Origin of the sequence: Oceanobacillus sp. Castelsardo (assembly GCF_001659985.1) — a bacterium.
Taxonomy (GTDB): Bacteria; Bacillota; Bacilli; order Bacillales; family Amphibacillaceae; genus Oceanobacillus.
On record NZ_LYCS01000003.1, the window covers coordinates 209107 to 224914 of the forward strand.

The following is a 15808-nucleotide window of genomic DNA, read 5'->3' on the forward strand; positions in this document are numbered from 1 at the left end:
AAACGTCAAGTAAACCATATGACAAATGTCATATCGAGAGTAAAATGCGACCAGTCCCTTCAAAAGTAAAACGATAATAAGCCGTAACCCTATTGGATTACGACTATGATGTCTTAAGCTAACAATAATTGTTCTAAATCCAATGGAGGAATATACTCGCCATCTTTATAAACTCTCATATTTCCACCAGATATTTCATCTATTAAAATGATCTCGTTCGCTTTATTTCTACCGAATTCTAGTTTAATATCATAAAGTTCCATACCCTTTTTCCCTAATTCCTCTTTCACAACGTGTGAGATGTCTTTCGTTAGGCTTTTAAGAACTTCATATTCATCTTTCGTTAAAATACCGAGCATATCTAATGCATCTTTACTAATTGGTGGATCATGACGTTCGTCGTCTTTAATCGTAACCTCAACGAATGCATTTAGGGAATCCCCTTCTTCCACATATGCTCCATATCTTCTTAAAAAACTTCCAACAGCACGAAAACGGCAAATAACTTCTAATCCATTACCGAAAAAGGTAGCTGGGGCAACCTTCATTTCTTGTATTTCAATATCTGCATCGATATAATGAGTTGGAATATTTTTTTCCCTTAGCTTCTCAAAGAAAAATTGCGTTAATTTTAATCCTGCCTTACCAGCACCTTCAATGGATAACCCTACTGAATTCGCACCCGGGTCAAAAACACCATTTTCACCAGTAACATCATCTTTAAACTTTAATAAATAATTTCCATCTTCCAGTTCAAATACATCTTTTGTTTTACCAGTGTATACATGTTTCATTCGTGGCACCTCTTTGGTAGTAGATTTTTTAATCATATGGTTATTATGACATATCCTATAAAGTATGTCATTAAATCGGCAATATTTCTCCTTATTTCCTTAGAAAATACGACTATTAAATGGTTATTGTTTGGTTTTTAATCCCACCCTGTTTGTTGATTTAGAAGAACACTTAATTTAATTACTAATATTGCTACTTCAAAAAGATTAGATAAATCTAATTTAAATGAACAGAACAAAAAGAAAGATCATGTTTAAAAACTTATCAAAACATGATCTTTCTTTTATTTTTATAAAGACTATAATTGACTACGTAATTCTTTATGAATAGAATACATTTATTATTTATCCTTTTAGCGAACTACTACAGCCATCATCAACATGAAATATATACTCGTTACAAAAATACAACTAAATAGAAATGATACAATAAGTGATACCCTTTTATAAAACGATAATGCCATTAACCCCATCAATAAAATCGACAGGATAAAGAAGAGTACCGTATTTAAGTTTATAACGAACCCAATGGTACTACTTGCGTCGATAATCCCATTGTGAAACAGACGGAAAATAGGCGACACTGCATCACTCGTTAAATAGTTACCATGTGGTGGTGATTGCTGTGAAAATACAGCTGTAATCATAAAGATAACAAATAAAACAAGACTCTCTACTCGAACCCAAGGAACAGGATTAAATGCCGTATCTTTGGCTAGTTTATATTTCACAATAAAACCATTAATGAATGCATAAAAAACAAGTGGTAGTAAGAATAAATGTTTGATTAATAATCCTTGTCCATACGAAACCATCCAAGCATCTGTATATCCATCCACCAATACATCCGTTAATAGTAAACCACTAAGACCTGTTGCAACTAAACAGCTAAAAGCAACTTGTGAAAACCAACTTAAAAATGCAAGCCAATTATTATAATTAATCGAACACCAACCCACCATAAGTAAAATACCTACCCATAGGCTGACAGCTGTTAAATGAATAAAGTGACTTATGATCCCTGTGATTGGATTAATGGAGCCCGCATGACTAGACCACGCAACAGTAAGAATTAATCCAACTGTTAGAAGCATCCCTAAAAAAGCAAAAATACGCTTTTCGTTAGGCCTCGCAACAACAATTAAAAATACTAACATAGCTGAAACGAGAAGCGTAAAGTTCCACGCATTCCCTACTGAGTATGTGGTTAAAACAATTTTAATCGTTTCAAATAAACCTAAGCGTGGTGCAATCAAGAAGATAATATCAAGAACAGGAATAAAAGCGAAAATCGGTAGTGTTATGGCACTAAGAAATAACATACGCTTTCGAATAACTATTTCAGGACGGTAATTGCTTGGCACAAGAAATAATAAAAAACTCCCAAGTAAAACCGAAAAGCATACATATAAAAGTACCTGACTAATCATCACTACGATATCCATTCACTATTTCTTCCTTTTAATAAGAAAGATGAAACCGACAATAACAATAACTATTAAAATGACAATAAGAATGGTTGTCATAGAAGATGATTCTTCATCATCCGTTGTTTGTTCAGCTGTTTCCGTCGTATCTCCAATCTCTGTCTTTTCTGTTTCAACAGGGGCTTCGCTTACTTCTTCCTCCGATTCAGGAACTGCGGAATTGACGGTAAATGAGAATTCACCTTCTAATGGGTGACCATCTGCACTAATAATATTCCAATTTACTTGATATTCCCCATTTGTAAGCGGCTCTACAACCGTACCTGTCAATGTGCCTTCATCAATCATAAGTTCTTGGAGCTCGACATCTTTCCCGTCTGTAGTTGTCACATCCATAAAGCTACCTTGTTCAATAGCACCATCAAATTCAAGGACAATTTCACTTAATGGTTCTGTTATAATGTCACCATCTGCTGGATTTGACCCTGATAAATGTGAATGAGCAAACACAGTAGTTGAAATACACATCGCAAATAAAAATACTGCTACCGTGGTAAATATACGTTTCAAAATAATTCCTCCCTTATTGGTATAAGCAACTATATAAATCATTATTTCGTGATTCGAGTTACCTCAAACATTATAAAATAAAATTGTAATATGAAATAATCCCTCAAAAGAGTGATTTAAGAGGTAAATTGTTAATAAAGTTTGAATAAATGATAAAATAAAATACATCTTATTTTGCAAAAAGGCGGTGTAGACATGAAATATAAACAGATAAAATGGCTGATTTTAACGATACCAACTATCACCATTGCCTTGTGGGAATATATCCGTCATGAATTTTTACTTTCTTATATATCAATGGATATGGGGAATGTCCTTTCTCCTATATTAGTCTTTATCGTTACACTCGTCTTTTTACGTCACCTATTTTCGATTTTAGAAAAGATTCAAGAAGAACTAAGGCGAGAGAAGACTAAAAAGGCCGCACTAATTGAGAGAGAAAAGTTAGCAAGGGAACTCCATGATGGAATTGCCCAATCGTTGTTTCTATTGTCTGTAAAAATGAATAAATTTAGTAGGAATAATAATCTTGAATATGATCCAGACTTTCAAAAAATTAAACAAACATTACAACACGTTCATGAAGATACCCGTCAAGCGATTACGAATCTGAGATACATTCCAAATGAAGAAACATTTAGTTGGACAGAAACTATTTATCAGTACGTAACAGAATTAAAAAATCAACATGTAATAGATGTTCAGTTAGAATGGGAAATTAAAGAGAATACATTATCGTCAAAAGAGAAAGTAGAGCTATTTGCCTGTATAAAAGAAGCCATTGTAAATGTGATTAAACATGCAAAAACTAATAAAGTATGGATTCATGCAAAGGAAATAAATAATGGATGGGTTTGCCAAATTAAGGACCAAGGAATAGGATTCACAAATAAAACGATTCAATCAAAAAAAGGATATGGACTACAAATTATTAAAGATAGAGCCAGGGATATGGAATGGAAATTTTCTATGAAAAGAATCGATAATCAAACAATCATCGAATTTAAAAAGGAGAACTTATAGATAAACTGGTACCTGTAGATAAGACACTTTAAAAAAAGTGTTTAATCTATAGGTATTTTTTTATATACTTGAATTTCAAGATATGGGGAATAGGTGACAACATGAGTAAGATAACATTTTCAACTAAAGAGATAAAAACACTTCAAAAGAATCCAAATGTACAACGTGTTAGCGAGCGAGCTATTACATATACTGATGCATTTAAAAATAGATTTATGGATGAGTATTTAGCCGGAAAACTCCCGCGAAAGATTTTTACTGAGAACGGATTTGATGTCGATGTTATAGGAATGAAGCGAATTGAACAATCAGCCTATAGATGGAAAAAGGCTTATGAAAAGGATGGATTATTGGGGCTTACAGATACAAGAAAAACAAGTTCTGGCAGACCGTTAAAACGGGAACTTACTCCGTCCGAAATCATTGAAAGACAGGAAGCAAGGATTAATTTACTGGAGGGTCAAGTTGAACTATTAAAAAAGCTAGAAGTGACAGAAAGGAGGCTGCTAAACGCAAGCGAAAATCTAGACCCAAGTAAAGTATATCAGTTAATTTACGAGATTATTGAACAAAATCAATATAAGCGAATGACGAAGTATTTTTGTGACCTTTTGGAGGTCTCCCGTTCTGGATATTATAGCTATCTAAAGGCATCTACTTATAGAGAAGTAAGAGAGCGATTGGACTTAGAAGCGAAAGAAATRATTTTAAAGGCATTTAATCGACGGGGGTATAAGAAAGGATCACGTTCCATCAAAATGATATTGGAAAATGAATATAACATTGTCTTTAGTCGTAAAAAGATCCAAAGAATCATGAGGAAATATGGAATTGTCTGCCCTCATAGAAGACCAAATCCATACAAAAAAATCGCTAAAGCAACCAAGGAGCATCAGGTTGTTCCAAACAAGTTAAACAGAGAATTTAAGCAAGGTGTTCCAGGTAAAGTGTTATTAACTGACATTACTTATTTGCCATATAGTGGTAATTGTATGGCTTATTTGTCTACCGTAAAAGATGCTTCGTCAAATGAAATCCTAGCCTATCACGTTTCTGATCGAATTACTTTAGACATCGCAACTAAGACAATCCARAAATTAGTCAACAACAAGAAAATTACCCTACATGAAGATGCCTATATCCACTCGGATCAAGGAAGTCACTATACGAGTCCACAATACCAAAAGTTATTAAAAGAATATGGTCTAGGCCAATCTATGTCTAGGAAAGGCAATTGTTGGGACAATGCCCCTCAAGAATCCTTCTTTGGTCATTTAAAAGATGAGGTAAACTATCAATCTTGTAAAACACTAAAAGAACTAAAATCTAAAATTAATCATTATATGGTTTATTATAACAATTATCGTTATCAATGGAATCTAAAAAAGATGACCCCTATTCAATATAGGAATCATCTTCTAATTGCTTAATCTCTTTTTTTATAGTGTCCTTGACATGGGTACCAGTTTAAGATGCAACCCTTTCGAATATTAATTGTGGACGATCACTCTCACGCAAGAGAAGCTATTCGAGAAATCTTAGAGGAACACATCGACTTTGTTATTGTAGGAGAAGGAAAGAACGGAGAAGAAGCAATTAAACTAACCGAAGAATTAATGCCCGACATTATTCTCATGGATATTCAAATGCCTGTAATGGACGGTTTAGAAGCAACGAAAAGAATCAAGCTCAAATTCCCCTACGTAAAAATTGTCATAATTACCGTATCTGATGATATCACCGATTTGTTTGATGCATTAAAGAAAGGAGCTCAAGGTTATTTATTAAAAAATATCCAACCAGAAGCATGGAGTGAACATTTACGGGCTTTTGCCTTAGATGAGGTCCCTATGTCCAAAGAAATCGCCTTTCAAATTTTAAAGGAATTCCCTCAAAATAAAACCAAAAAAATAAAGAAAACACCTTTATCCACCCGAGAATTGGAAGTGCTACAATTAGTTGCCAAAGGGTTCTCCAACAGAGAAATTTCTAAGTTACTTTTTATTTCGGAGCATACAGTTAAAAGTCATTTAAAAAACATATTAAGTAAACTTCATTTAGATAATCGAGTTCAACTAACAAGCTATGCTTACCAACAAGGACTAATGAATTAGCCATTATGTTTGAAAATGGTAGGCCCCCTACTCTGTCATTTTACAGTATTTTCTGTATAATAGATTATAACTGATGGGATAGGGGGAGCGAGATGGATGTAAATGAAATTATACAAAAGCTTAGAAATAGGAAACCCTCTATATTGGGGGAAGAACAGTTTTTTAAGTCCGCTGTTCTACTTCCTCTTGTTGAAGTAAATCATGAATTACATATTTTATTCGAAGTACGATCGATGAATTTACGTAGGCAACCCGGTGATATTTGTTTTCCAGGCGGTAGAATTGATGAGGAAGACCAAACGCCTATGCACTGTGCCATTAGAGAGACAACAGAGGAATTAGGTATAAAGGATACGGATATAGTTGATATTTTTCCACTGGATTACGTTGTAGCCGATATGGGGCGAGTCATTTACCCATATGTTGGCCAAATTAAAAATCCTAAGGAAATTGTTCCCAATAAGGATGAGGTTGGAGAAGTATTTACGATTCCTTTAAATTATTTACTAGAGAACAAACCAGACGTATATAAAATACATTTTGAAGTGAAGCCAGCTGATGACTTCCCATTCGATTTAATTATTGGCGGAGAGAACTACCAATGGCAAATGCGGCATATGAACGAAATGTTTTATCAATATGATGGGAAAGTCGTTTGGGGGTTAACTGCAAAAATACTTTATCACTTTTTAAGTTTGATAAAGTAAGTAATCTAAGCGTGGCATCATTTATTTAAAAGTAGTTCACTTACCGAGAAGGGATTTCCCAAACGAATCATAAATGCTTCTTATTCGGCCACACCAATCCACTTGGATAGGAATTAGTTTTCTATCCAAGTGTTTTTTATTGTTTAAATATCGGACTGTTAAGCAATGTAGGATTTATTTAGCATGAATGCTTGTTATATTACTTTTCTAGCTTATCGCGGCACTTATCGGACCTATGAGTGACCGTTCGATTGCTTTTCTTCCTCATTGCGGCACTCATCGGGCTCATGAGTGACCGTTCGATTGCTTTTCTTCCTCATTGCGGCACTCATCGGGCTCATGAGTGACCTCACAACACTAACATTTCATTGTAGAAATTTAATTTCCACAGGTAACACTGCTTTAATTTCTTGTAAGTATTTCTCTTTTTCTTGTTCACTCATCCACATGTGGACAACACCACTATCCTTACTCGTACGAATTAACCTACCAATACCTTGGCGTAATCGTAGTAACATGTATGGTAAATCTACTTCTTTTTCAGGATCCATTGCATGTTTCCTTTTCGCTTTAAAGACAGGATCATTGGGTGGGAACGGAAGTGAAGAAATAATTACTTTTGTAAGTGATTTTCCAGGAACATCAAGACCCTCCCATAAATGATACGAACATAGTACAGCTGTTTCATCTGTTTGAAATCGTCTTACCATTTCACTAATTTCCTGCTCCCCCTCAAAAAGCATGGAGAAAGGTACATCTCTTTTATGGATAAAATGGCGGAATTCATCCATTTCCTCTTTGGAAGAAAACAATAATAATGAACTCCCGTTATTTTCAAGGATAGACGTACTTATTTCTTCCCACTTATCGTTACTATTCACAGACCCAGTAATCTCCATTTGCCTTTCATAATCAAATGGGGATGCCACGGAAAAGGAGTCAATGTTTTCGATTCCAAGGCTCTTCGCAATGTAAGAAAAATCACCTTGATAGGAAAGGGTTGCGGATGAAAATACAAATGGAATCTTTTGCGTGAAAACCTCTTTTTTAAGAACATCTTCAACTAGACGCGGCATAATAACAAGACTAGTCGTATCTTGACATTCCTCTAGCCAATAAATCCCCTCATCATCTTTCAAAATCGTACGTAATCCGTGGGAGAAAAATTCTAGGAACTCTTCAATAATCTTGATATAATAATCATCCATCGTAAATAATTCTGAATCAAAGACAAGCTCTTCTAATAATTGATTGACCTTGGAATAGAGCCTTTTAATTTCCTCAAGGATTTCATTCGTTAGCGTGATTTCCTGCCTATTAGAACCCTCTACAACACGGGCTGTGTCGGCTAACTTATCGAATAATAGATCATTATCCATTAAGATATCTTCCACTAATACTAAGGATTCTTCGCGTACATCTTGCCCCATGTATCCTGTCAGTACTTTTGTAATCGTGTCGAGATTGTATCGGTACGTTAATCCTTTTTGTGCCGCTAATTCTAATAAATGTCCTTCATCAAAAATAACAGAACTAGCATCAGGTAAAAGTGGCAACTGTCCTTCACGCTTCCTAGATTCCTTTGTCCAAATATGCTCCATATAGAAGTCATGGGAACATATGATAATATCGGTAGCGTGTCGGTAGTATTCTCTGTTCAACGTTTGACCGCTTCGATGTCTCCACTCACATGTAGAACACTGTTGTAGTGGGTCCCAGGCAATTTTATCCCAAGTCTCATCCGAAACCCAAGGATATTCCTTCCGATCTCCATATCGCTCAAAAGTTTTTACTTTGGACTTTGAATCAAAAACAAACTCAGGAATAGCATCGTAAACCTTCATAATATCCTCGTCGTCTGTATGGTCTATCAAAGCATCTAATTTGCGTACACAAACATATTGCTCCCTAGACTTTGCTAATCTCACATCAACATCGATTCCTAATGCTTTTTCCAGCTTTTCTATATCTCCGTCTTTTTTTACAAGTTGCTCAATCAATGTTTCATCCGCACAAGAGATGATTGCCGGTCTTCCAATATAACGTGCATAACATATCGCATAAATAAGATATACGAATGTTTTCCCTGTACCAACACCTGCTTCAGCAAAAATAGATTTCTTATTTTTAAAAGCCTGTTCTAACTGGAATGCCATATATATTTGTTCATCCCGAAGTTCATATCCTTGCTCTGGAAGAATATCGTAAAACACGTCCCCTACATAATCACCCAGTCGGTCAAAGAAATTCTCCGTTTTCGAAACAGTAAACGGTAGTGATTGATTTTTAGCCATTATATACTCCTTTATTTCAACATTGTTAACCTACTCATTGTAATAAATACGTTTAGAGATAGCAATTCCGAACAAAAGCGCAAGCGCCCTTACAGGCTAACTGCATCGGAGACATATCGACATGTTTTTAAAGACTGTAAAAAAAGAGGCTGATCCTCTCTCCCCCAAGAGAAAATCAGCCTCTTTTTAACGTATATTATAAATAAAACCCCTTTTAAATAATCATAAAACCCTATATTTGAGCTTTTAATGGCATCTTCATCGTTCCATGCTCTTTAAAGCTTACATGCCATGAGAATGCTTTTTCTAGCACATGTGGGGTCTGCCCTCCCCGTTCTAGCGCTTCATTGTAATATTCCCAAAGTTGTTCACGATACATAGGATGTGCACAATTCTCAATTATTAGTGGGACACGTTCTCTTGGTGCAAGTCCTCTTAAGTCTGCATATCCTTGTTCCGTAACAACGATATCCACATCATGTTCGGTATGATCGACATGAGAAACATAAGGCACAATACTAGATATATCGCCGCCCTTTGCGATTGATTTGGTTACGAAAATCCCCAATCTAGAATTTCTAGCAAAGTCTCCTGACCCACCGATACCATTCATCATTTTGGTACCACTAACATGCGTAGAGTTAACATTTCCATAAATATCAAATTCCAACGCCGTGTTAATGGCAATCAACCCAAGTCTACGGATAATTTCTGGATGATTGGAAATCTCCTGTGGACGTAAGATTAACTTCTCACGATAGTTCTCGAATTCCCCAAAGACTTGTTTCATTTTTTCCTCGGATAATGTTAAGGAACAAGCGGATGCAAAGTTTACTTTTCCTGCATCAATGAGATCGAATACCGCATCTTGTAGAACTTCAGAATAAACTATTAGATTTTGAAACTCTGAATCAATCATTCCATGAAGAACCGCATTCGCTACAGAGCCAATACCAGATTGTAATGGCATGAGACTTTCTGTTAGTCTTCCTGCTTTTACTTCTTCACGTAAAAACTCTAAGAGATGATTGGCAATCATTTGTGTTTCTTCATCTGGTGGAACGATAGTGGATGGTGAATCTAATTGATGTGTAAAAACAATTCCTTTCACCTTATCCATATCAAGTGGGATTCCAACCTCCCCAATTCGCTGATTAGGTTTAGTTAAAGGAATTGGTTCCCTTTCTCCTTGTTTACTCGGGCTATATAAGTCATGTGTTCCCTCTAGCTGTACGGGTTGTGCTGTATTAATTTCGATAATAATATTATCAGCAAACTCAGCAAATGCTTGGGAGTTTCCAATGGATGTACTTGGAATAAGAAATCCATCTTCCGTAACCATAATTGCTTCCAAAATTGCATAATCAATGGAATCAATCGCATCTGCCCTGAGTAATTCCGAAGTATGGGATAAATGTTGATCTACAAAGAAGTGCTCCCCGGAATTAATTTTACTTCTCATAACAGGCTCAGCCTGAAATGGTAAACGTTTGTTTACGATTCCAGCTTCAGCAAACATTTTATCAATATTAGATCCTAGTGAAGCCCCTGTATACACGTTGACTTTAAACCGCTCTCCCGCTTCTGCCCGATTCACGAGCGCAGTTGGTACTGCCTTAGCGTCACCCGCACGCGTAAAGCCACTTAACCCCAACGTCATTCCATCTTCAATCCAAGTTGCAGCCTCTTCCGCTGTTACAACTCGATTTATTAATTGCGGGGCTTTAATCCTTTCTACTTTCTCCTGCATCCTCATCCCCCCACATATTATGGTTAACATTATTATAAGCGCTTTCATACCGGTATTGGGGAAAACAGGATAAAACAAGAAATATGCGACTAAATCATTACATTGATGGAATAATCCAGCATTTTTTCGTTAAAGGGTATACGTTTTTCCTATTAAAAAAGGCCAAGCCCGACTCCAGCGACTTAGCTCTAATATTAAAATCCTAATAACTTTCTAAAGTAACTAGAGTAGGATTGACTTACCGGTATCTTGGCACCGTTATCCATTTCTAGAAAAAAGGTCGAATGGGTGTCCGGATAGATATGCTTAATATGATTTACGTTTACGATAAACGAACGGTGACAACGTATAAAGTGTTTGCGAGGCAAAAGATATTCAAATTCTTGTAACGTATTTGAATGCGTCCCCTCATATTCCCTTGAATGAATATGCGTTTTTCTATCTTTCGTTTCTATGTATTGGACTAATTCAAAGGGAATGGGTTTCCATCCGTCACTTGTTTTCATGGTTACGACAGATTTGCCTTCTGTGTAGGCAGGATAAATCGCTAATACACAACCACTCAACATCGTATCCTGATGAAAGGGAACCGCCATCCCATGATATGGAATCCCATAAATCTCTCTATCGATAAATTCAGATACCTTTTGTTTAGACGATATTGCTTTATAAGCAATCGTACCTTCTTTGATGGGATCACCCGGTTTTATTTTTAAATCAATGCGCTTACTTCTTCGGTAATAGATATATTCCTTCGTATTTGCTACTGCAATTGATATTTCATCCGAAAAAAGCTCCCCTATGACATCTAATAATGTAGGGAAATTTATCTTCTCCATAATAACCTCCTGAATAATGGAAAATACTACTATAAGTGCATGTTTATTTATCTATACATTCCTAGTATAGCATGACCTTGATTTATTAGGTAAATAGTCATTTTTTAATCCAGAAATAAAGTGACACTATATCAAAACTTTGATAATCTATACAATGGTACAATAGTGCGACAACAACATTGGGGGTAGGAAAATGAAAAGGTTAGTTATTTTAGGTGGAGGTTATGGTGGTATTAAAGTATTAAATGGCTTATTAGATTATCAACTACCAGTAGATTTACAAATTATTGTTGTGGATCGTAATCCATTTAGATCGCTAAAAACCGAATTCTATGCCATCGCTGCTGGTACCTCTGCTGAAACAGATGTACGTGTGAGTTTTCCAGAGGATGATCGTGTTACCTATCTTTTCCGTGAAATATCAAAAATTGATACAGAAAACCAGCAGATCATTTTTAATGATGAAGATGAAAATCTTCCATTTGATTATTTAGTCATCGGCTTAGGCTGTGAAGATAACTATCATGGAATTCCAGGAGCAAAGGAATTTACCAAAAGTGTCCAAACATTTGCGAATACATGTGAGGCTGGACTACAAGTTGCCAATTTAAAAGCTTATGGAAAAGTATCTGTCATCGGTGCTGGACTTAGTGGAATTGAAGTTGCATCAGAAATAAGAGAAAGTAGACCGGATTTAAATATTAGACTATTAGATCGTGGACCAACTGTACTAAAAGCTTTTGATTCTAAAATACAAGAATACGTTGAAAAATGGTTTATCGAAAACAATGTGGATGTGATTCATCACTCTAATGTGGAATATGTCGAAAAAGACGGTGTATGTAATAACGGGGTTTGTTACCTTAACGATGTAACGATTTGGACTGCAGGTGTGCGACCAAATTATTTAGTTAGAGAACTGCCTTTTGAAAAAGATAATCATGAAAAAATAAAGGCGAATGAGTTTTATCAAGTACCAACGCAGCCTAATGTATATGTACTGGGGGATTGTGTCAGTTCTGAACATTCACCAAGTGCACAATTAGCCATGCAACAAGGAGAACAAATTGCGGAAGTTTTACTTGCTGTTCTCCACAATAAAGAACCGAAGAAGCCAAAACGAATTAAATTAAAAGGAACTTTAGGATCACTTGGTAAATCAGATGGTTTTGGAAATATGATGACCTACCCAATGATTGGTTTCTTACCAAGATTAGCGAAATCTGGTGTACTTTGGTTGAGTAAAAGGCATTAAACTAGAAGGGCCACGCACTTGTTAAGGGTTCCGTTTTGAGGTGCATATTCATTAAATGACAGACAAAAATGACGTATGAATTTGGCATACGTCATTTTTGTCTGTCCGCCTTGTTATACTACTGCACCAGTTCGTTTAAAAGCGCTTCTTCACAATCAATTCAAATTTGAATAATCCTTGCAGTTATATAATAATTAATTCATTATGGTTTATTATAATTTGTTATTTCGATAATTATCGTAAGAAAGAAGGTATGACTATGAAAATTGATATCCCAAAAATCTCACCAGAGTTATCTGAAAAGAATTTCCATGATATTTTTTATGAAGAAGATCCAATCCTTGAAATGTGTGTAATCAATGACTCTGATTTTACAAATGAGACTATCGATAGAGTACGGCTATATAATGCAGTGATAAAGAATTGTACTTTCACTAATACCGATTTTTACAATATTGACATTACAGATGTTCGCTTTGAAAAATGTGATCTATCCAATGTAGACATGAGTAAATCATCCATTCATAGAGTAGAGTTTGTAAACTGTAAATTAGTTGGTTGTGAATTTCCAGAGTCCTCCATTGGTAACGTGAAATTTGAGAACTCTATATTGAACTTAGCTACATTCGGGAATTCAAAACTTGAGAAAGTTATATTTAAAGAATCTTCATTAGAAAATATAGATTTTTATGATTGCAATTTTAAAAAGGTTGAATTCGATTTATGTAATCTCAATAAAGCAAATTTTGAACAAACATCACTAAAAGGAATAGATATAAGTTCTTCAAATTTCGATTCACTTATGGTCTCGCTTGATGATATAAGAGGTTGCAAAGTATCGACATATCAAGCTATTCAATTAGCATCCCTAATGGGTTTGGTAATTAATGACTAATTAGTTGATAGCGAGTCTCATCACTAATCGTACAGGAATTGCAGGCCTTGCCATTTGATTGACATCCCCCACGAAAAACAAATCCGATGCAGGATAATAAAACGCAAATGACCCCGTTGACCCCGAATGACCCAATAATTCACCTTTTCCCATAAAAAGTGTCACAAGACCACCCAACGGAATTTTCATATATCCGGCACCGTAATGAATGGGGGACATGGCGGCTTGCAATTCGTTATTGACCTTCAGATCATGAAAAATAGTATTATTAAACAACCTTCCTCCAAAAAAAGCCTTGATAAATATCATTAATTCACGAGCCGTAGAAATACAACCGCCACTGGCGCGAATACCTCTAATCATTTTCGGTAGATAAAAGGAGGTGTCCTTGTAATATACATTGGGAACAAAATCATCCTCATCTATCGGAAGGTATGTATTTTTAAGTCCTAAAGGGTCGAAAATAAATTGCTTATAAACATCTTCTAATGTTGAATCAGTAACTATTTCAATTATTTTTCCTAGTATATCGAAGTTTACATTTGCATAATGGGCTCTTTTTCCCATACCCGGTTCAAAGTGTGGTTTCAATTGTTTCGTTTTCAGGATGGTTTCATCTATACTAATTTGCCTATCCTTATATCTAGCACGTTTTTTTGCCTTATTACTGCCTTCCTCTATGGCATCTGGCAATCCACTTGTATGAAATAATAAATGGGAAAGTGTAAGATCCATGGAATACTCTTTCCCCTTGTATATATGAAGGCCGCTCAACATATCTTCTCCAAAATATTTTGCTATTTTGTCGTCTAGTGACAGTTTTTCTCGCTCTCTCAAAATAAGAATACAAGAGGTTGTGAATAGCTTTGTAATACTTGCTGTTAGAATGAGGGAATCTATCTTCTTACCTCCGTACTCAAGATGGTATGAAAAGTCACCGCCTGAGTTTTCTATAAATAGCACGGATTCATGTATTTGTTTGTTTTTCGTCATTTTTTCGAAGACTTTTTTGATTTTTTGTTTTTGACTCTCCATATATTTCCCCCCTATCTTTTCCATTGCAATACAATTTTGACCGATGAAATTACTCCTTTATCTGGCCCATTTGCTGAACAAAGAATAATCTGGACTCGGTTCACAATATCATTTTGCTTTATATTATGTGTATCCAGCAAAAATAATGATATCGTTGTCATTATAAAAATAAAAGCCGTCTATTTAGACGACTTTTATTTTCGCATATTATTGGTCAACTTTGATATCATTTGAGTTGTATTTTTTGCAAAAGCACCCCGAAATGGAATCCTTTATACGACTTATACAGCTTAGCACTCCGCAATCAATGAGTGCCGGAATGCAAGGGAAATCCTAGCGCTCCGCTACTCATACGATCGATGAGTGCCGGAACGTTAGAGAAATTTCAGTGCTCCACTACTCATACGGCCGATGAGTGCCGGAATGCAAGGGGAATCCCAGCGCTCCGCTACTCATACGACCGATGAGTGCAGGAATGCAAGGGGAATCCCAGCGCTCCGCTACTCATACGACCGATGAGTGCCGGAACGTTAGAAATTTCAGTGCTCCACTACTCATACGGCCGATGAGTGCCGGAATGCAAGGGGAATCCCAGCGCTCCGCTACTCATACGACCGATGAGTGCAGGAACGTTAGAGAAATTTCAGTGCTCCACCACTCATACGGCCGATGAGTGCAGGAATGCAAGGGAAATCCCACCGCTCCGCTACTCATACGACCGATGAGTGCCGGAACGTTAGAGAAATTTCAGTGCTCCACTACTCATACGGCCGATGAGTGCCGGAATGCAAGGGGAATCCCAGCGCTCCGCTACTCATGAGTGCCGGAATGCAAGGGGAATCCCAGCGCTCCGCTACTCATACGACCGATGAGTGCAGGAACGTTAGAGAAATTTCAGTGCTCCACCACTCATACGGCCGATGAGTGCAGGAATGCAAGGGAAATCCCACCGCTCCGCTACTCATACGACCGATGAGTGCCGGAACGTTAGAGAAATTTCAGTGCTCCACTACTCATACGGCCGATGAGTGCCGGAATGCAAGGGGAATCCCAGCGCTCCGCTACTCATTCAACCTATGAGTGCGGAACGTTAGAGAAAACCGAC

13 protein-coding genes are annotated in these 15808 nt (G+C 36.4%); 6 read left to right on the plus strand and 7 right to left on the minus strand.

What is annotated here, in order from left to right; translation table 11 throughout:
• Positions 1–113: 113 nt before the first annotated feature.
• The 3 genes from A9178_RS07685 to A9178_RS07695 all read right to left on the minus strand — a co-directional run bounded on the left by A9178_RS07685 (position 114) and on the right by A9178_RS07695 (position 2791).
• The gene (locus A9178_RS07685; protein ID WP_068674013.1) at positions 114–794 is read right to left on the minus strand and encodes a phosphoribosylaminoimidazolesuccinocarboxamide synthase; all 681 of its coding nucleotides are present in this window, start codon (positions 792–794) and stop codon (positions 114–116) included.
• A 353-nt stretch (positions 795–1147) separates the two neighbouring features.
• The gene (locus A9178_RS07690) at positions 1148–2239 is read right to left on the minus strand and encodes a copper resistance D family protein (RefSeq protein WP_068674015.1); all 1092 of its coding nucleotides are present in this window, start codon (positions 2237–2239) and stop codon (positions 1148–1150) included.
• Positions 2240–2242: 3 nt separating this feature from the next.
• Positions 2243–2791, minus strand: a complete 549-nt coding sequence (locus A9178_RS07695) for a copper resistance CopC family protein (RefSeq protein WP_068674017.1) — start codon at positions 2789–2791, stop codon at positions 2243–2245.
• A 195-nt stretch (positions 2792–2986) separates the two neighbouring features.
• On the opposite strand from A9178_RS07695, the gene A9178_RS07700 reads away from it, so the two are divergent.
• The 4 genes from A9178_RS07700 (at position 2987) to A9178_RS07715 (ending at position 6635) form a co-directional block, all read left to right on the plus strand.
• Complete coding sequence (locus A9178_RS07700; protein ID WP_068674019.1) at positions 2987–3814, plus strand: sensor histidine kinase; 828 nt, start codon at positions 2987–2989, stop codon at positions 3812–3814.
• Positions 3815–3915: 101 nt separating this feature from the next.
• Positions 3916–5244 (plus strand): IS3 family transposase, encoded by a 1329-nt coding sequence (locus A9178_RS07705; RefSeq protein WP_068674021.1) that lies wholly within the window; start codon positions 3916–3918, stop codon positions 5242–5244.
• Between the two features lie 42 nt (positions 5245–5286).
• Positions 5287–5928, plus strand: coding sequence for a response regulator (locus tag A9178_RS07710; protein ID WP_068674023.1), 642 nt, complete (start codon positions 5287–5289; stop codon positions 5926–5928).
• Positions 5929–6020: 92 nt separating this feature from the next.
• Positions 6021–6635, plus strand: coding sequence for an NUDIX hydrolase (locus A9178_RS07715; protein WP_068674025.1), 615 nt, complete (start codon positions 6021–6023; stop codon positions 6633–6635).
• A gap of 365 nt (positions 6636–7000) precedes the next feature.
• Here the strand turns inward: A9178_RS07715 and A9178_RS07720 are convergent, their stop codons facing one another.
• The 3 genes from A9178_RS07720 to A9178_RS07730 form a co-directional block, all read right to left on the minus strand.
• Positions 7001–8929 carry an ATP-dependent DNA helicase gene (locus A9178_RS07720; RefSeq protein WP_068674027.1) on the minus strand — a complete coding sequence of 643 codons (1929 nt, stop codon included), beginning with the start codon at positions 8927–8929 and terminating at the stop codon, positions 7001–7003.
• A 232-nt stretch (positions 8930–9161) separates the two neighbouring features.
• A complete protein-coding gene (locus tag A9178_RS07725) occupies positions 9162–10679 on the minus strand; it encodes a succinyl-CoA:acetate CoA-transferase ScpC (RefSeq protein WP_068674029.1) in 1518 nt (505 codons plus the stop codon).
• A gap of 194 nt (positions 10680–10873) precedes the next feature.
• Complete coding sequence (locus A9178_RS07730) at positions 10874–11518, minus strand: LytTR family DNA-binding domain-containing protein (protein ID WP_068674031.1); 645 nt, start codon at positions 11516–11518, stop codon at positions 10874–10876.
• 193 nt (positions 11519–11711) lie between these two features.
• On the opposite strand from A9178_RS07730, the gene A9178_RS07735 reads away from it, so the two are divergent.
• Together A9178_RS07735 and A9178_RS07740 are read left to right on the plus strand one after the other, a co-directional pair.
• Entirely contained in the window at positions 11712–12773 is a 1062-nt protein-coding gene (locus A9178_RS07735; RefSeq protein WP_068674033.1) for an NAD(P)/FAD-dependent oxidoreductase, read from the plus strand.
• A 259-nt stretch (positions 12774–13032) separates the two neighbouring features.
• Complete coding sequence (locus A9178_RS07740; RefSeq protein WP_068674035.1) at positions 13033–13668, plus strand: pentapeptide repeat-containing protein; 636 nt, start codon at positions 13033–13035, stop codon at positions 13666–13668.
• On the opposite strand, the gene A9178_RS07745 is transcribed toward A9178_RS07740, so the two are convergent.
• Positions 13669–14703 (minus strand): serine hydrolase domain-containing protein, encoded by a 1035-nt coding sequence (locus A9178_RS07745; protein ID WP_068674037.1) that lies wholly within the window; start codon positions 14701–14703, stop codon positions 13669–13671.
• Positions 14704–15808 lie beyond the last annotated feature (1105 nt).